Origin of the sequence: Aeromonas sp. PI_26, from assembly GCF_027854445.1 — a bacterium.
In the GTDB taxonomy this organism is placed as follows: Bacteria; Pseudomonadota; Gammaproteobacteria; order Enterobacterales; family Aeromonadaceae; genus Aeromonas; species Aeromonas veronii.
Genome location: NZ_JAJNOE010000003.1, coordinates 71363 through 88529, shown reverse-complemented (window position 1 = coordinate 88529; position 17167 = coordinate 71363). Strand labels below are relative to the sequence as shown.

Sequence of the window (17167 nt, the reverse complement as noted above, 5' to 3'; positions counted from 1 at the left end):
TGGAATGATCTCTCCAGCGTTGACACTGCTGCTATCTCGCTTCCCCTGCACTCCCGTATCGCCTCTCGCCTTATCTTCCGGCCACATCGCTGGGCGCGGTTGGCCCAAGGTGCTAACGTGAATACGCCAGCTGCGCATCTGTCTCGGATGCTCAGAAGAGCCCGACGTTCACTGCCGCAACTGCGCGGAAGAACCTGCATGACTTACATCTTTGAGGGATTATCTATGTCCAGGAATGCCGCTCTGCTCATCACCCTGACCCTGCTCGGGATCGCCCCTGCCTACGCCATCAGCGCCAAATATGCCGAGCAACTGGAGCGATCCGGCTGCACCCAGGTTACCGAGGCGCAGGGCTGTGACATTCACAAAACCAAAGCGGAAAATGCCAAGGCGGGATTTGGCACGGCTGCCCCTGCGGCGGAGGGCGGTCTGAATCTGAGCTATGAGCAGAAGCTGGAGCGCTCGGGTTGCACTCAGGTGAGCGAGCTCAATGGCTGCGATATCAACAAAACCAAGGCTGAGAACGCGGCTGCCGGTGTTGGCAATGCTCCGGCCGCGGCAACCAGCGGCAGCCCCTATACGGGCAACTGGATCGCCACCTTCCCCCAAACCGGCGCCACCGTGGCCAATATCCGCATCGATGGCAAGGATCAGGTGTGGGTCAACGACAAGAAGGTCAATGCCAAAAAATCCGATGGCGCGCTGGTGTTCAAGGATGGCATGGTCATCTACACCATTCAGGGGGATCGCCGCATCAAGGGTGAAGATGGCTGGGTCGATAATGATGCCGGCACCAAGGGGCCCATCAACGCCAAGTAAGCAGCTGACCACGAAATGACGGGGAGCACAGGCTCCCCGTTTCACACCTGATTGCCCATCGCTTCCAATGACCAGCTCCACCAGTGAGGCGCCAGAATCAATACCTCCTGCTCCAGCCAAGACCCGTCTGTGATCAGTTTATCGAGCCAGGGAACGCCTGCCAACGCGCCATGACTATCGACCTGATCAGCCTGCTTAGTCACACGCCAGGGCACCTTGCCACTGTCCGTCGCAAAGGTGCGTACCGGACGGGCATAGTGATCCAGATAAGGTTGCAGCTCACAGGGAAGCCAGAGCATGGCCGGTCGATTTAGCTCGCGCGCCAGCTCGACGGCAATATCGATACCCCGTTGATCGAGATCACCGAAATGTGCCCACTGCACGCCCGCAGGCAGCAGCGGGATCAGCTGTTTGGCCAGGGAGGTATTGCGACCGGGAGCAAAGAGCAGCAGTTGCCCGGGTTGCAGCGGGTAGTCAACAAAGGCCCCCTTGTTCTCCACCGTAATGACCCGTTCCCCCTGCCAGCCGATGGCCGCCAGCATGCCCAGAGTCCGCTCCGGCAACGCCAACTCTCCCAGCAGCGCCATCATTACCGTCATATCGTGCTGCTGGCCTTGCCGATCGACCAGTGAGAGCGGCTCGAGGGTGCGGATGCGGATCACCTCATCTTGCGTGAGCGTCAAGTCCGCAAGCTGTGGCGCGGCAAGGGATGCTGATCGCGGATGCTTGCTGTCCCCATGCCAGAGGGCATAAAAGCAGGCCTGATTGAGCCGTGCAGGCAAACTCACTCCCAGACGTTGCAGCTGCTCCCCCTTGTCCGGTTCGGGGGGCGCAGCCCGTGCCAGTTGTCCGGTCAGAAAAGTCCGCCCCGCGTCGGTCAATATATGACGGGAACTGCGCCCAACTGACTCGACTCCGCCCACAGCCTGCAGCAACTCCTTCAACTCGCGGCCATGCCGACTCTCAAGGGAGCAGCCCTTCTCGTTCTGGCTATCGAGCAACCGTGCACACAAATCCTGTACCCGCATCTCATCAAACAGCGACATCCTCACCTCTCCATGTAGCTTCATATGACGAAGTAGAGGTGATTTTCCCTGTCATTACCGTGACCGGCTTCGCAAGCGGTTCTTATCAGCCCCGCCATGCATGGCCCGTACTGGTAAACCCGCTACAAAGGGCGCAAGCTGGTTTGATATTGAGATACGCTGCGCTCTTCGCGGCACGACAACGCGACACCCGCTTTCACAAGGGCTTGCCATGACCGACGCCACAGACCCATCGCCATCCTCTTCCTGGCATCTTTCGGATATCCGCGAGCTGGCGCACCTGCTGACTCTGGCGCTGCCCGCCGCGGTAGAGATCACCGAAGCGGTACATCAGGCGGTACTGAGCGGTATGGGGCTCAAGGGACGGGATGAGGGAAAAACAGCCGGGATCACCGGGCTGGTCTACAAGGGGGTACATGGCGCCGCCAACAACCTAAGCAGCGGCATCAACCAACTGCTCAGCCGCCTGCCAGCCACACCGCCGCCCCACCAGATCCCCGAAACCCCGAAACGTGCGGCCCTGATCGCCACGCTCAACGGCGTGTTGGGGGACAAGCTGGTCGAACACCACAATGCTCTCGCCACCCCCATGACCCTGCGCTATCAGGGCAAGCCCCTCGATTGGCAGGCGATGCCGAAGGATCTACCCCGTGAGGGACGGGGGCTGCTGATGATCCATGGCCTCTGCATGAACGATCTGCAGTGGCAGACCGAGCATCAAGGCAAGCCGATCAATCACGGGGAGCAACTTGCCAACGCGCTTGGCTATCAGCCTCTTTACCTGCGCTACAACTCGGGCCTGCCTATCGCACATAACGGGCAGGCGCTGGCCCTGTTGCTGGAACAGCTGTTCGCCCACTGGCCGGGAGAGCTCAAAGAGATAACGATAATGGGCTATAGCATGGGGGGACTGGTTGCACGCAGCACCTGCCACCATGCCGGCGTGGCCGGGCTCACCTGGCCTGCGCACCTTGCCAACCTGATATTTCTCGGCACACCACACCACGGCGCGCCGCTCGAACATGCCGGTCACTGGCTGGAGCAGTTGCTGCCCACCACCGCCTACAGCGAGCCCTTCGTCAGACTGGCGCGGCTGCGCAGTGCTGGCATCAAGGATCTGCGCCACGGCAAGGTGATCGAGACGCTCGCCCAACCCGACCTTGCCGCGCCCTTGCGCGATCCCCGCATCCCACTCCCCTTGCCCGGTGGCGTCAACTGCTATGCCATTGCCGCGACCACTGCCGCCAAGCGCAGCCTGCTGGCCGACCGGCTGATTGGCGATGGACTGGTGCCGCTACGCAGCGCCCTCGGCCAGCACAACGAAGCGCGCCATCAGCTTGCCTTCCTGCCCGCCCATACCCTGATTGTCTATCGCACCAGTCATATGGCCCTGCTCGCCAGCCCGCAGGTTGGCCAGCAACTACTGCGCTGGCTCAGCCCCTTGCAGCTATAACGCGCTGGCTATTAAAGCAACAGAGTGCTGGTTCACAAAGGAGCCCTGTGGCACTCTGGGAGGTCAAAGGGAAGACCCACACTGACACCTCATGTGTCCCCACTGCAAAGGAGCGCCACCGATGGCCAAAGCAAGCAAGAAAGAGATCAAGAAGAAGATCGCCGCTCGTCTTGAGAAAATTGCCAAGCATGAAGGCAAGATCAAGAAGCTGAAGAAGGCCCTGAAGTAGGGCCCATCGCATAAGAGAAACCGCCAAAAGGCGGTTTTTTCATCCTCCTTTTCGCCCCTTTACCATCGTTTTGATACCAATGACCTTGATGTAAACGCCTCAAGCGCAACTCAGCAGAACAACCCAGCTGAAACCACGCACGTTCTCATCACCGCTATTTGGTCTAACAGCGCCAATCGGGCGCCGCGCGCCCCCTTGCCAACAACTACCTTCAACGGAGTGTTTGATATGAGCCAGCAGTGGAGCGCCATATGTTCTCTTACACCCTCACCTTCAAGGATGATGTCGACCGCCTGACCGCCCCCGAGCAGGAGGTCTCCTTGCAAAGCCCTGCCCAGGCGGGCGATTTCCTTATCCTCTCCGACGGTAGCCGCCATCAGGTGATGTTTGTCACCCACAGGGCCAACTACAGCAGCCTCTATCTCGATAAAGGGGTCAGGGTGCCGCAAAGCTAGCGCAGCTCATCCCTCTGTGTGTGAAAGCAAAAGAGCGGCACCTGGCCGCTCTTTGATCTCTCTTTATGTGGATTTGCTGTCACAGCACCTTGATCACCGGTTGGTGCACTATCTCGACGTCGTCTTTATAGACCACCAGCTCACCCGGTGGCACGCCTCGCTCACCCAGCACGGTGACGACGCACTCGTAGCGATAGGGGCCGCTCGTGAAGAGGTAGGTATGATTTCCCCCCGTCCCCTCCACCCTGACGGTGCCATTTTTCAGCACCAGATCCGGCTTGTCGGCGAGCGTCTTGCCCCTGGCCCAGGAGGCGTAGCGATAGTGGCCATCGTCCAGCTCGTCGATGCGGATGGTAAATTTCTCGGTCTGCCACATCAACGCGGGGCTCTTGTACTCCCGCACACTGGGATGCAGACCGCTCTTCTGCCTGGCGATAAGCTCGGCTTTCAATTTGGCGGCCTGCGCCGTCTGATGATTGATACCGATGACCTTGCCATCAAAATCCATCCAGACCTCGCCACTGCCCAGCATGATGCCGCGCCAGCCCATAGTCTGCCAATCCTGCCCGACCCGGGAGGTAGCGATGCTTTTTAATATGGCGTCATCAAATACCTCGTCGAAACGGGTCAGCATCTCCGCCGGGGTTTTGATGGCAGGAATGGGATACTCCTGCTTGAAGGGGTACTTCATCTGGTTGGCAAGGGCCTGATGATCCCGGCCTTCTGCCGCATCGACCAACTGCTGCACAAAGGGGCGATATTCGGCCGGCAACTGCTCTTCGTCGGCTGATACGGGGAGAGCGACCCACAATGTTCCCAGCAACAGCAGGGCCTTCAGCCCATAACGTCCCCGCACCTCATTGCTATTGCGGCCAAACAGTGCCCTGACATTCCATCTTGCCACTTTCATTCTGCCTGCTCTCCACATAACTAAAACGGCCAGCCACTATCCGCAGACATTAGCTGGCGGACTTGAGCGATTTTTTAACTCGTTTGAGTGCCATCTGCCGCTTGAGCGGTGACAGGTAATCAATGAACAAGTTGCCATCCAGATGATCAATTTCATGCTGCATGACAATGGCCAAAAAATCGCTGCTCTCGATGGTGATCGGATTGCCTTTTCGATCCAGAGCAGATACCACCACCGAGCTGTAACGCTCGACATCCGCGTAGTAATCCGGCACGGAGAGACAGCCCTCTTGTCCAATCACCTTTTCAGTACCGCTTATCACTTGTGGATTAATCAAAACCAGCGGCTGATCCCTGCTCTCGGACAAGTCGATAATAACGACGGCCTCTTTACGCCCGACTTGAGTCGCGGCCAAACCAATCCCGTTTTCCGTTGCATAAAGGGTTGCCAGCATGTCATCGATCAGCCCCTGTACGGCAGCGATATCCTCAACTCGCTCGGCCTTGATCCTCAACCTGAGGTCGGGAGCCGTCAAAATATTCAAAATCGCCATCACAACTCTCCATTAACCACTTTTTTCAATCCGAGGTCACAGCCCAACGGCCGGGACATGGAGACAAACGCCTGATCCTCTTCGACCACGTTGTAACCAAGGCGCTCATAAAACCGTATCGCCCCATGGTTGTCTGTGAAGCTGGACAAGGTGACCCGGCATTTGCCCTCACGCTCAGCCTCCTGATGAAGCCGTTCCATCACGGCAGCGCCAAGCTGCCGCCCCTGATACTGAGGGAAAATGATCAGCAGATGAACATGCTGGGCATCCTCATATGGCTTGCGACATAACAGACCAATGCGTTCTCCCCCATGCAGGATCCACGAAAACCATTGCGGCAGATATGAGCTGGTTAGTCGCTCGCGTTGAAATTGGTCATCCCAGCCAAAGAGCGACTCAACATAGGGAAATATTCCCTCTTTGACGGCAGTAAAGACCTGCTCAAATTCATTTTGCGACACATCAATCAGCTCAATATCCATCTCTTTCCCTGCTCAAGCCATTTTGGATACCCTGTTAGCGCACAATCACCCTATTACGATTTTTCCAAACAGCTGCAGATTCTGAAACATCACGAGCGGTCACAACACCTCAACCTTTACCTTGATAACACCTTCGCGAATATTGGCGATGGAACTGAAGGCAGATTTGGAGAGATCGATAATACGCCCGCTTTTAAAGGCGCCACGATCATTGACCTTGACCACTACGCTCTTGCCGTTAGCGAGGTTGGTCACCCGCACCATGGAACCAAAGGGCAATTCCATATGGGCGGCGCTATTGAGATTGTTGCGATAGAGCTCGCCGCTGGCGGTCTTTTTACCGTGATAGCGGTCGGCATAATAGCTGGCATAACCGGTCTCGCTATAGCCGCGCCAGCTGCCGCCGTGGCTCTCGTCATAGCGGCTGCTACAGGCTGCCAGCAGCAGGCAGACAAACAACAGCCCCCCTTTGCAGGCCGATTGCACCACTCCCTCTCTCCCGATGCCGCGCATCTACTTCTCCTCGCTCACCTTGCCGGATAGATAGCCCGGCTGATCATCTCGCGTCGCAGTAACGGGGAGATTCTCCCCATACCGGCAAGCCACCGCAATGTAGGCGGCCCCTTGCCATCATGGCGCCCAGCCCTGTTGCCAACGCAGTGGTCACCGCGATTGTTGCAATAAACACAGGCTTTAAATCACCACTGTTGCACCCAAGAGACAATCAAGGGGCCACTTTTCTGCTCTCGTTTGCCAACAAGAGCACGCAAACACCCTCCGATCTGCGTCCGCAACGCAGCACAACAAGAGGGATACTTATTAACCAGAACCGGGCAAGCCCGTTCATCCGCTGCCTTATCCCATCGCAGGCTGCGCCGCTACTTTGCCATATTTTTCCAATAAAAAGGGAGGCGAATGCCTCCCTTTTCTCCAGCTATTTGCCCATCAGAGTCAGGCGATCAGCTTGTCGTCGGCGAAGCCGAAGCCGCGCAGACCCACCACATGCACGTGCTCGTGCTTGCCCTGCACCTTGCGGATGAGCTTGTAGGTGGTGCCCTTCTCCGGGCTGATGTTCTCCGGCGCCGCGATAAGCAGCTGCATATCCTGACGCTCGCACAGTTCGAACAGGGTGGCGATGGATTTGCCATCCAGACGGGCCGCTTCGTCGAGGAACAGCAGACGGCAGGGGGCGATATCCTTGCCGCGCAGACGGCGGGACTCCTCCTCCCAGCTGATCAGCACCATCAGCAGGATGGCCTGACCGGTACCGATCGCCTCACCGGTAGAGAGCGCACCGCTCTCGGCACGCAGCCAGCCATCGGCCCCGCGCTGCACCTCGATCTCCAGCTCCAGATAGTTGCGATAGTCGAGCAGCACGTCGCCCATCACCTGATAGCTGCGATCCCCCTGCTCGATCTGCGGGTTCAGGCGCTGGAACAGCTTGGCCATCGCCTCGGAGAAGCTGAGCTCCTTGTCGGCGAACAGATCGTTGTGCATGGCGGTTTGATCGGCCAGCGCCGTCAGCAAACGGGTGTGGGCCTCGCGGATATTGACGTTGAGGCGCACCCCGCGCACCAGACCGAAGGCGATGTTCTGCAAGCCCTGGTTGAGCACCCGAATGCGGTTCTGCTCGCGGCGGATGATGTTGGTGATCTTGGCCGCCACCTCATGGGAGGAGAGCGACAGATGGGTTTCCCGCTGCTTGAGTTCGTCTGCCAGACGGGCCAGCTCGATCTCCATCTCCTCGATCGCTTCGACCGGATCATCGGAGCGGATGATGTCGTTGCGGATGCGATCCTTGAGGTAACGGTAGACCTGCACGTAGAAGGCGACCTTCTGCTCGGTGCTGCGGTTGCCCTCGGAGAGACGCAGCGCATCGCGCAGAGCCTCGTCGTGGGCCACCGCCACCCGCAGGGCGCCTAGGGCCTTGTCCGACATGGAGCGCAGCTCGTCGCTGTCGAGGTAGGCCAGCTCGCGTTTGTTGAGGCGCTTCTCGACGTCGGTCTCCCGCGCCAGTCGCACCACCCGCGACCAGCTCGCCTTGTGACCCACCAGAGATTTACGGGCGCTGTAGTAATCCTTGCCTTCGAGCTTGAGACGACCACCGAGGGATTCGATCTCGCGCTTGGTGACCTGCAGCTGGGCCTCGGCGCTGGTGCGACGGGAACGGGTGCGGATCAGCAGCTCTTCAATCTCTTTCTTGTGGGCACGCGCCTTCTCTTCCATATCGTTAGAGAGGGTCAGCCCCATGGCCGCCAGCTCCTGCTCGAACTCGGTCAGGGTCTGGCGCTTGGCCTCGACGCTGGAGTTAAGCGCGGTGCGCAGCTGCAACGCCTCGGTGTGACGCTGGGCAATCTGCTTGTGCTGCTCGCCAGCGGTGCGGGCGGCAAGCTCGGCCGCTTTCAGCTTCTCTTTGAGTCGCTCGCTCATCTCGGAGGCCTTGCCCAGCAGGTCTTGTGCATCCTGATAGGCAAAGTGCGGCAGACGGGCCACCAGCTGATCGAGGGCGTAGCAACGGCGCTTCTGCTCGGCCAGCAGGTCGCTCACCTCATCATAGGCAGCCTGCAGCGCGGCCAGATCCTGCGGATCCTGACGCAGCACCTGCACCATGGTTTCCAGTTTTTCCAGCGACTTGCCGTGTTTGGCGATAAAGGCTTCGGCCTGTTTCAGGGCTTCCACATCGGCGTGTGCCGCCTCGAGGCGAGCCGCCAGCTCTGTCTCGGCAAACAGGTGGGCAAAGGGCAGCATCCCCTGCACCAGCTGGATATGGCGAGTCAGCTGGGCGGCGGCCGCTTTGGCCTCGGCCAGCTGCTTGTCGCACTCGCCGATGGCACCTTGCAGCGCGCGCAGTTCGGCCTGCTTGGCCTGCACTTCGACTTCCGGGTCGGGGCGGAAGGCGATATCCAGATGCTGACCGATAAAGTCGCGGAAGTGGCCGTAGAGACGGTGGTACTTCTGCTGCTCGAAAGCGGCCTTGGCGTAACCCTCGATGAGCCCTTCGCGCTCAAGGTCGAGCTGCTCGATCCGCTTTTCCCGGGCGGCGCGGCCAAACAGCGGCAGCTCGGGGTAGCGGGAGAAGCGCACCTGACGCTTGCTGGTCCGCACCAGCACGGCGTCCCCCAGCTCGTCCGCTTCCACCAGATCCTCGTCAAAGGAGTCGGGGTTGCCCTGAATCAGGTAGATATCTTCCGGGCAATCCTCCAGCTTTTTCAGCCGCTCGATGGCCCCCTCAAGGTCGAGCACCACCAAAGCGCTGCGAGCCGGGCCGTAGAGCGCGGAGTAGTAAGGGGCATCGTCGATGGAGATGTCGTCGTAGACATCGGAGAGCAGCACCCCCCCCACCTGCTCGGCGATGCGGGCAAGACGCGGATCCGCCTCGCCTGCCCCCAGCTGTAGATTGCGAATTTGCAGCTCCAGCGCTTGCTTCTGCGCCGCGATGCGGTTGCTCTCCTGCTCGAACTCGCGCTCCTTGTCGAGCACGGTTTGCATGCCGGCCGAAAGCTCTTCGGCGGTAGTCAGCGGCAGACCGCTCTGTTCACGCAGCTGCTCGAGCTTTTCGAAGGATTTGAGCCAGCGCGGCGCCAGCTTGGTGAGCTCCGCAATATCGCGACCGAGCTGGGCGCCCTGATGCTCGAGGCTGGCGCGGCGCTGGTTCACTTCGGCCTGCTGCTCGGAGAGCTCCTCCTGACGGGTGCGCTGGGCTTCGAGGAAGATCTCCAGCTCATCGCTGCTGGCAATCAGCTGGCCAGAGGCCTGCTGCAGCTCGTCACGCAGCTTGAAGAGATTTTTCTGGCTTTCGCTCTCTTTCTCGAGGCGAGCCAGCGCGGCGCGCAGCCCCTGCCCCTGGGCAATGCGAGCCTTGTCTTCGATATGACGCTTGAGCAGCGCCTGCGCGGTAGGCCAGGCGGCCTCGCGCACTGTCTCGGGGGCGATGCTCAAAAGCAGCGCCAGCGCCGCTTCGTGCTCGGCCACTGCTGCCTTGGCCAGCGCCAATTGCTGCTCGGCCCCCAGCACCCGGCTGGTGAGGCTCTGCTCGGCTGCGCGGAACTGGTGCAGGGTGTCGCTCGCCTGTTCGGCGGTCAGCCCCGGCAGCTCGCACTGCTCGCGGGCAGCCTCCAGCGCCTGCACCGCCTGACGGTACTGGATGGCGCGGGTCTGCTGGATATCGAGCGCCTGCTGGTAGTCGGCCAGCTGGGTCTTGAGGCTGTCTACTTCTGCCTGTGCCAGCTCCTTGCGCTCTTCCACTTCCAGCAGCTGGCCGTGGATCTCCTCCACCACCGCTTGCTGCTGCTCGAGTTTGTCAGAGAGATCCGCCAGATCGGCGCGGTACATCTCGATCTTCTTCTGCAAGCTGACGGCTGCCATCACCTTGGCCAGATGCTCGGAGGCAGACTCCAGCTCGTCGGTCAGCAGTTTCTCGCGATTAGTGAGCTGCTCCACCTCGTCGGCCAGATAGATGGCGCGCTGCTTCTCTTCGGCCAGAATGCGGCGCTTGTCGGCCAGCTCCTGGCGCGCCTTGAGGGCCAGCTCGGAGAGGCGACTCTTCTCGGCAGCGTTGCGCACATAGTCCGCCGCCACATAGTGGGTGGTCTCGGTGATCAGGTTCTTGAACAGATCCCGCTGACCTTGCGTCTCCTTGATCGCTTCCAGCGTGCGGCGGTTTTCATAGATGGCCGCCTCCATGTCTGCAAACGCCTTGCGCACCCCGGAGTTCTCCGGCAGCAGGTATTCGCGCAGGGAACGGCTGATGGACGAGGAGATGCCGCCGTAGAGGGAGGCTTCGATCAGGCGATAGAACTTGCCGCGATCTTTTTGATCACGCAGCTTCTTCGGGGTGATGCCGAACTCGAACATGAAGTTGTGATAGTCGGTCACCGTATTGAATTTGGCGACTTTCAGCGCCCCCAGCTCAGCGGCCGCCCCTTTCAGATCGGTAAAGGCGCGTACCCGCCCCTTGCCGTCATCGAGCTTCTCCAGCAGCAGGTCGGTCGGCGCCAGATTCTCCGGCACATCCACCAGCGCAAACGGGGTGATGTTGACCTTGTTGTCACGGTTGGCCACCTGCTCGAGGTGCACGCCGACCCAGATCCGCTGTTCGCGGCTGTTCATCACTTCCAGCAGGGAGTAGCAGTGGCCACGCTGCAGCTTGCCGTAGAGCCCCTTGTCACGGGAGGCGCTGCTCGATCCCGCTTCCGTGGTATTGCGGAAGTGAAGCAGTGACTGGTCGGGGATGAGCGCCGCGATAAAGGCCGCCATGGTGGTGGACTTGCCCGCGCCATTGCCGCCGGAAAGGGTAGTGACCAGCTGGTCGAGATCGAAGGTCCGGGCAAAGAAGCCGTTCCAGTTGACCATGGTCAGGGATTTGAACTTGCCTCGCACCGGTTATACCTCCAGATCCAGTTGTTCTTCATCGAGATCCGCCTCGATGTCATCAAAGAGCGAGTCGCTGCTCGGCATTTCGTCGTCGTGGAAGATGGCTTCACCCTCCTGGATCATCCGCAGCTGAACGGCGCGCGGATCTTCATCGGAGCGCACGTCAGCGGCGAAACGGAACACCGATTCGTTGACCCGGAATTTATCCCCGTTGCCAAGGGCGGTGATCATGCCAAGGCGGCGCAGACGACGCATGGAGGTGCGGATCTTTTCGAGCAACTTCTTCTTGTCGAGATCGGTACCGCCGGAGCGGCTGTTGACCATCCGCAGCAGCTGCTTCTCGTCGGCGAGGCTCAGCACCTCCTCCTGCAGCTCGGCCATGGCGAATACCCCTTCGGAAGCCAGACGATCCGGGCTCAGGTAGAGGTAGCAGAGCACCTTGCCCACCAGCATATCGAGCTCGGAGAGCACAGTGGTGCCGATGTCGGAGCTCGGGCGCGGGCGCAGGTAAAAGAAGCCTTCCGGCGCCTTGATCAGCTCCACCTGATAGCGGCCGTAGAAGATCTCCAGCTCGCTGTGATATTCGACCAGCGCCGAATGCTGCTCGAACTCGTCGGCACTGATGTGGCGACCGGAGCGCAAGGCGGTGTCGATGCGCGGAAACAAGGGGTTGGCAATCGCCTCTGCAAGCCGCAGCGGCAAGGGAAACTCAGTATTGATCAATGACATAGGCCTGAACCTTGGATCCAGCTTGGTTAATGGGTTTCCATGCGGGTTGGCGATGCAGTTCGCGCTCGCCGCTGGCATGGCCCAGGCGCACGGCCTGGTCGATCAGAAGACGCGCCACATCGAAGTGGGCATGGGCCGGGTAATCCAGCAGGTATTCCCGCAGCACATCGGCCAAGTCCAGCTGCTGGCCCTGCTCGGGGTAGCGGGCCAGATAGCGCTCGATACGCTCTGCCAGCTCCTGGTTGATATCCACCATCTCGACGTACTCCATCTCGAGGGGCACCTCACCGGTCACCTCCTCGTCGTGGATGGCGATGGTTTCGTCGCGCAGCTCCAGCAGACGGGGCTCTTCGGCCACCCGCAGCTGCCAGTTGTGCTGCTCGAAATTGCGGATGGACTCGCGCAGCCGCTGGCTGAAGGCGCGGTTCTTGTCCATGTCGATGGCGTTGCGGATAAATTTGTGGACGTGCCTGTCGTAGCGGGACCAGAGCTCGATGCACTGCTGACCCCAGCTGGTGATGACGTCAAGGCGCCCTTGCAAGGCGTGAGTCAGCTCCTCGACGTGGAACAGATCGTCGCGCCCCTGCGCTGCTTCCTGAATATTGAGCAGCCCCGCCTGCAGGCGGTGGCCGGCAGCGTCCAGGGTATCCTGCAGCTCGCGCAGGGTCTGGCCGGTCTCGTGCAGCAACTTCTCGCAGCTGTGAATGGCATCGACCCAGTTCTGGGTCAGCAGGGCCGCGATTTCGCTTTTGACCTGATTCTGCTGTTCATCCATGGCGCGCTGGGTGAGGTCGATCCGCCCCAGGGTCTCTTCCAGCGAGAAGGTGAGGCGCGGCAGCACCTCGGCATCCCACTGCTCGCGGGTGTTGGTTTCAAGCGCCGCCTTGCGGGCGGTGTCGAGCTCGGCAGCCAGGTGTTCGAGCAGAATGGAGAGCTTGATGGAGTCAACCTGACGCTGATCCATAAAGAAGTCGACGATGCTCACACCCAAGCGCGACAGGCGGTAGAGGCTCTCCCCCGCCACCATGTCGGTGTTGAAACGCGACAGCAGTTGTTGGCGAATAAGATCGTTGATGGCGTTGTTGGCGCGACCGGTGAGGGTCTCGTCCATCTGGCCGAAGGCGCTGCTGACATAGCCAAAGGCGTCGTGCAGCGCCGCCTCCGACAGATCCGACTCATCTTCGGACAGGGTCTTGATTGCAATCAGAAAGGCCAGCCGGTCGGTCGGCAGGCTCAACGCCAACCCCTCCTGCCTGACCCACCCTACTAGCTCCGGCAAAGAACGCTCTGGCAGGGTACGGGATGTACTCATCATGATGTTGTCATCTCGTTGTTGTATTGGGCGCAAAATCGTGCGCGCGGCTACATCCGGTAGCATCGAAAACATGGTTCACATCGACGTGAACAGCGAGCAATCAGCTGGTCGGCTTCTGGGCCATCACATGGATATAGCGACCGAGGGAGACAAAAGGCTCCTGACGGCAATATTGCTGCTCCATGGCCAGCAGATCGTCGAACTTCTCCACCTGATCCTGCTTGTGACGCATATAGTCGTGGATCACCCGCACCCCGGTCTTGCCGATGATGCGCAGCCCCCCGCGACCAATCCAGTCATAGACCTGCTCCGGCAGCTGGGGATTGGTGGGCGTAAGCGCAGTCTGGCGCTTCTTGCGAAGACCCAGGCGCACATAGTCAAAATTGCCCACCACCAGACTCTGGAACAGCAAACCATGACGGTTGTAAAAAAGCAGCGACAGTATGCCCCCGGCATTGACGAAAGGGAACAGACCCAGCAAGGTCTGACGCGGCTCGGCAAGCCACTCCAGCACCGCATGGCAGAGCACCAGATCAAAGGTCCCGGTCACGTGTTGCTTCAGATCCTGAATGGGGCAATGGATGAGACGAATTTTGTCTTCCAGCCCCTTCTCGGCGATCTGGCTGCGGGCCAGTTCCAGCATTTCTGCTGACAGATCGCACAGCTCCACCTGATGGCCCATGGCCGCCAGCTTCTGGGCAAAATAGCCAAAACCGCCCCCCGCATCGAGGATGCGCAGCGGTCGGTTGCCAAGTCGGGCCAGGCAGGCTTCGATGTCGCTCCAGACAATGGTGGTGCGGATGCGCCCCTTGGTGGAGTCGTAAATGTTACGGGCGAACTTGTCGGCGCGCCCGTCAAAACTCTGATCGTGCTTCAAGGAGAAACTCAACATTAGCGCCACAGGGTTGTGGCCATCCCAAAAAAGAGAGGTATTCTGTCACATCCCGAATTTGCTGAAAACTCAAGGAAGTGTCTGCCGTGTTTGTGCTCAAAAAGTGGCTGGGTCAGCTGTTGATGCCGCTCCCCTTCTCCCTATCCCTGCTGCTGCTTGCCCTGCTGCTACTCTGGTTCACCCGTTTTCAGAAAACCGGCAAACTGCTGGCCACTCTCTCGCTGCTCATTGTGGCGCTGATGGGGATGCGGCCGATGAGCTATGAACTGGCCCGCGGGCTGGAGCAAACCTTCCCGCCGTTCGAGGTGAGCCAGCATCCCAACATCGACGCCATCGTGGTGCTCGGCAATGGTCATGTCAGCGACCCGGCGGTGCCGATGCGCAGTTGGCAGAACAATATCTCGCTGGCACGGACTCTCGAAGGGGTGCGCCTCGCCCAGGCCTATCCCGACGCCAAGCTGGTTTTCTCCGGCTATGTGTCGGGGGATCCCCTCTCCAATGCCGAGGTCAATGCCCGGATGGCCGAGAGCCTCGGCATTCCCCGCGCGCGAATGACGTTGTTTGAAAACAACAAAGACACTCATGATGAGGCGGTCAGTATCAGCCGCCACCTCAAGGGAAAAGAGGTGGCGCTGGTCAGTTCGGCCACTCATTTGCCGCGTGCCATGGCCCTCTATCAGGGTCAGGGACTCAAGGCCGTGCCAGCCCCCACCGACTACACCGCCAAGCAGAGCCAGGTACCCCAGCCGCTCTACAGTTATTTACCCAAAGGGCGTTATTTGATGTATTCCGAAGCTGCCATCCACGAATGGATTGGGGTATGGTGGGCTCGCTTGCGGGGGCAGGTTAACGAATGAGCGATCAAGCGTTTCATTCCTGATTTGGATCAGGAAAGCGAAAAAAAATTACGTCATTTGCCGCCGGGTCAGCTATCTTGGGCTCGGTTCAATTCATATAATGTCGCGCAATCAAATGCCTAGGAGATATACAAGATGAGACAGCACCTGGTAATGGGTAACTGGAAACTGAACGGCACCAAAGCTTCTGTAGAAGCTCTGATCAAAGGACTGACCCCGGCTGCTGCCGCTCATCCTTCTGTGCAAGTCGCCGTCTGCCCGCCGGTTATCTTTTTGGGTCTGGTTGAGCAACTGACCGCTGGCAGCAAGATTGCCTACGGTGCCCAGAACGCTGACGTTCACGAGTCTGGTGCCTTCACCGGCGAAAACGCCCCCTCCATGCTGAAAGCCTTTGGTTGCACCTACTCTCTGGTCGGCCACAGCGAGCGTCGTACCCTGCACGCAGAGACTGACGACGTGGTTGCTGCCAAGTACGAAGCGATCCAGAAAGGCGGCCTGGTGCCGGTTCTGTGCATCGGTGAAACTCTGGAGCAGTTCGAAGCCGGCGTGACCAAGAACGTGGTTGAGACCCAGCTGAAAGCCGTTATCGACCGTTGCGGCATCGCCTCCTTCAACAACGCCGTTATCGCTTACGAGCCGGTATGGGCCATCGGTACCGGCAAGACTGCCACTCCGGAGATCGCTCAGTCCGTTCACGCTCACATCCGTCAGTACCTGGCCGGTTTTGATGGCGCCGTTGCTGCCAAAGTACAGATCCTGTACGGCGGTTCCGTCACTGGTGCCACTGCAGCCGACCTGTTCGGTCAGCCGGACATCGACGGTGGCCTGGTCGGTGGTGCGTCCCTGAAAGTGGACGACTTCTCCCAGATCATCGCTGGCGCTGCCAAGTAATCGCTGATTACGGCAAAGAGAGGGGCTCGTCCCCTCTCTTGTATCGCTTTTCCTATGGTGGCCCCCGCATCCCATATGAAAGCCGATATAGTAAAAGTGGCTTGTCTATTTAAACATTCGTATTTGACAACTCAGATCCAGAGGCACTCATGACCAAACAAATCAAACGTATTGGTGTTTTGACCAGTGGTGGCGACGCACCGGGTATGAACGCAGCCATTCGCGCCGTGGTTCGCGCCGGTTTGCATCATGGCCTGGAAGTTTACGGTATTTATGATGGCTACCTCGGTCTGCACCAGGATCGCATCGTCAAGCTGGAGCGTCACAGCGTTTCCGACGTGGTGAACCGTGGTGGTACTTTCCTCGGCTCCGCCCGTTTCCCTGCCTTCAAAGACCCCGCAGTGCGCGCCGAAGCGATCGAAAACCTGAAAAAGCACGGTATCGATGCGCTGGTCGTCATCGGTGGTGACGGCTCCTACATGGGTGCCAAAAAGCTGACCGAAGAGGGTTTCCCCTGCATCGGCCTGCCGGGCACCATCGACAACGACATCGCCGGTACCGACTTCACCATCGGTTTTGATACTGCTCTGAACGTGGTGGTTGACGCCATCGACCGTCTGCGCGACACCTGCAGCTCCCACCACCGTATCTCCGTGGTCGAGATCATGGGCCGCCACTGTGGCGATCTGGCCATGTCCGCAGCCGTTGCCGGTGGTGCCGAATATGTGATCGTGCCGGAAGTCGCCTTCGACAAAGAGAAGCTGCTCAAGCAGATCAAGGAAGGCGAAGCCAAGGGCAAGAAGCACGCCATCATCACCATCTGCGAGCACGTTACCGACGTGAACGCACTGGCCAAGGACATCGAAGCCCTGACCGGTCGTGAAACCCGCGCCACCATCCTGGGCCACATTCAGCGTGGCGGTGCCCCGACTGCCCGTGACCGCATCATGTCCAGCCGTATGGGTGCTTACGCCGTTGAGCAGCTGCTGGCTGGTCACGGTGGTCGCTGCGTCGGTATCCAGCGCAACGAGCTGGTACACCACGACATCATCGACTGCATCGAGAACATGAAGCGTCCGTTCGATCAGGAGCTGTACAACCTCTCCACCACCCTGTTCTAAGCCACGCGGCGTTTAACCGGCTGTTGATGACAAAAACCCTCC

The 17167-nt window shown here is 59.6% G+C and carries 15 protein-coding genes; 6 read left to right on the top strand and 9 right to left on the bottom strand.

Features of this window, described 5'->3' with window-relative positions; genetic code table 11:
* Positions 1–225: 225 nt before the first annotated feature.
* Entirely contained in the window at positions 226–819 is a 594-nt protein-coding gene (locus tag LRL22_RS05210) for a hypothetical protein (protein WP_040070009.1), read from the top strand.
* Between the two features lie 41 nt (positions 820–860).
* Here the strand turns inward: LRL22_RS05210 and LRL22_RS05205 are convergent, their stop codons facing one another.
* Entirely contained in the window at positions 861–1865 is a 1005-nt protein-coding gene (locus LRL22_RS05205; protein WP_270904870.1) for a Wadjet anti-phage system protein JetD domain-containing protein, read from the bottom strand.
* A 211-nt stretch (positions 1866–2076) separates the two neighbouring features.
* Here LRL22_RS05205 and LRL22_RS05200 point away from each other — a divergent pair, with 211 nt between their 5' ends.
* Both LRL22_RS05200 and LRL22_RS05195 read left to right on the top strand, forming a co-directional pair.
* Positions 2077–3318, top strand: coding sequence for an esterase/lipase family protein (locus tag LRL22_RS05200; protein WP_270904869.1), 1242 nt, complete (start codon positions 2077–2079; stop codon positions 3316–3318).
* A 480-nt stretch (positions 3319–3798) separates the two neighbouring features.
* The gene (locus tag LRL22_RS05195) at positions 3799–4002 is read left to right on the top strand and encodes a hypothetical protein (protein ID WP_033113256.1); all 204 of its coding nucleotides are present in this window, start codon (positions 3799–3801) and stop codon (positions 4000–4002) included.
* Positions 4003–4081: 79 nt separating this feature from the next.
* Here LRL22_RS05195 and LRL22_RS05190 read toward each other — a convergent pair whose 3' ends face one another.
* The 8 genes from LRL22_RS05190 to cmoM form a co-directional block, all read right to left on the bottom strand.
* Positions 4082–4912, bottom strand: coding sequence for a hypothetical protein (locus LRL22_RS05190; protein WP_270904868.1), 831 nt, complete (start codon positions 4910–4912; stop codon positions 4082–4084).
* Positions 4913–4961: 49 nt separating this feature from the next.
* Positions 4962–5465 (bottom strand): peptide deformylase, encoded by a 504-nt coding sequence (gene def / locus LRL22_RS05185; protein WP_270904867.1) that lies wholly within the window; start codon positions 5463–5465, stop codon positions 4962–4964.
* Positions 5465–5947, bottom strand: coding sequence for a GNAT family N-acetyltransferase (locus LRL22_RS05180; protein ID WP_270904866.1), 483 nt, complete (start codon positions 5945–5947; stop codon positions 5465–5467). The genes def and LRL22_RS05180 overlap by 1 nt, the downstream gene beginning before the upstream one ends.
* A gap of 99 nt (positions 5948–6046) precedes the next feature.
* Positions 6047–6460 carry a septal ring lytic transglycosylase RlpA family protein gene (locus LRL22_RS05175; RefSeq protein WP_236663689.1) on the bottom strand — a complete coding sequence of 138 codons (414 nt, stop codon included), beginning with the start codon at positions 6458–6460 and terminating at the stop codon, positions 6047–6049.
* Between the two features lie 438 nt (positions 6461–6898).
* Positions 6899–11326, bottom strand: coding sequence for a chromosome partition protein MukB (gene mukB, locus LRL22_RS05170; RefSeq protein WP_270904865.1), 4428 nt, complete (start codon positions 11324–11326; stop codon positions 6899–6901).
* 3 nt (positions 11327–11329) lie between these two features.
* On the bottom strand, positions 11330–12049 hold the full coding sequence (gene mukE, locus LRL22_RS05165) for a chromosome partition protein MukE (RefSeq protein WP_005345759.1): 720 nt from the start codon (positions 12047–12049) through the stop codon (positions 11330–11332).
* Positions 12030–13364 (bottom strand): chromosome partition protein MukF, encoded by a 1335-nt coding sequence (gene mukF, locus LRL22_RS05160; protein ID WP_005345760.1) that lies wholly within the window; start codon positions 13362–13364, stop codon positions 12030–12032. The genes mukE and mukF overlap by 20 nt, the downstream gene beginning before the upstream one ends.
* A 100-nt stretch (positions 13365–13464) precedes the next feature.
* Positions 13465–14241, bottom strand: coding sequence for a tRNA uridine 5-oxyacetic acid(34) methyltransferase CmoM (gene cmoM / locus LRL22_RS05155; protein WP_227273728.1), 777 nt, complete (start codon positions 14239–14241; stop codon positions 13465–13467).
* Between the two features lie 101 nt (positions 14242–14342).
* On the opposite strand from cmoM, the gene elyC reads away from it, so the two are divergent.
* The 3 genes from elyC to pfkA all read left to right on the top strand — a co-directional run bounded on the left by elyC (position 14343) and on the right by pfkA (position 17125).
* Positions 14343–15113: an envelope biogenesis factor ElyC gene (gene elyC, locus LRL22_RS05150; protein ID WP_270904864.1), complete on the top strand. Its 771-nt coding sequence runs from the start codon at positions 14343–14345 to the stop codon at positions 15111–15113.
* Between the two features lie 135 nt (positions 15114–15248).
* Positions 15249–16004, top strand: coding sequence for a triose-phosphate isomerase (gene tpiA, locus LRL22_RS05145; protein ID WP_179903827.1), 756 nt, complete (start codon positions 15249–15251; stop codon positions 16002–16004).
* A gap of 149 nt (positions 16005–16153) precedes the next feature.
* Positions 16154–17125, top strand: a complete 972-nt coding sequence (gene pfkA, locus LRL22_RS05140; RefSeq protein ID WP_005336840.1) for a 6-phosphofructokinase — start codon at positions 16154–16156, stop codon at positions 17123–17125.
* Positions 17126–17167: the final 42 nt, after the last annotated feature.

What these genes read in the sequence shown, in the direction of transcription:
- mukF (WP_005345760.1), bottom strand. Translation starts at nt 13,364, where the DNA reads ATGATGAGTACATCCCGTACCCTGCCAGAGCGTTCTTTGCCGGAGCTA.
- mukE (WP_005345759.1), bottom strand. Translation starts at nt 12,049, where the DNA reads ATGTCATTGATCAATACTGAGTTTCCCTTGCCGCTGCGGCTTGCAGAG.
- tpiA (WP_179903827.1), top strand. Translation starts at nt 15,249, where the DNA reads ATGAGACAGCACCTGGTAATGGGTAACTGGAAACTGAACGGCACCAAA.
- LRL22_RS05195 (WP_033113256.1), top strand. Translation starts at nt 3,799, where the DNA reads ATGTTCTCTTACACCCTCACCTTCAAGGATGATGTCGACCGCCTGACC.
- LRL22_RS05205 (WP_270904870.1), bottom strand. Translation starts at nt 1,865, where the DNA reads ATGTCGCTGTTTGATGAGATGCGGGTACAGGATTTGTGTGCACGGTTG.
- def (WP_270904867.1), bottom strand. Translation starts at nt 5,465, where the DNA reads ATGGCGATTTTGAATATTTTGACGGCTCCCGACCTCAGGTTGAGGATC.
- LRL22_RS05200 (WP_270904869.1), top strand. Translation starts at nt 2,077, where the DNA reads ATGACCGACGCCACAGACCCATCGCCATCCTCTTCCTGGCATCTTTCG.
- pfkA (WP_005336840.1), top strand. Translation starts at nt 16,154, where the DNA reads ATGACCAAACAAATCAAACGTATTGGTGTTTTGACCAGTGGTGGCGAC.
- LRL22_RS05190 (WP_270904868.1), bottom strand. Translation starts at nt 4,912, where the DNA reads ATGAAAGTGGCAAGATGGAATGTCAGGGCACTGTTTGGCCGCAATAGC.
- LRL22_RS05175 (WP_236663689.1), bottom strand. Translation starts at nt 6,460, where the DNA reads ATGCGCGGCATCGGGAGAGAGGGAGTGGTGCAATCGGCCTGCAAAGGG.
- LRL22_RS05210 (WP_040070009.1), top strand. Translation starts at nt 226, where the DNA reads ATGTCCAGGAATGCCGCTCTGCTCATCACCCTGACCCTGCTCGGGATC.
- LRL22_RS05180 (WP_270904866.1), bottom strand. Translation starts at nt 5,947, where the DNA reads ATGGATATTGAGCTGATTGATGTGTCGCAAAATGAATTTGAGCAGGTC.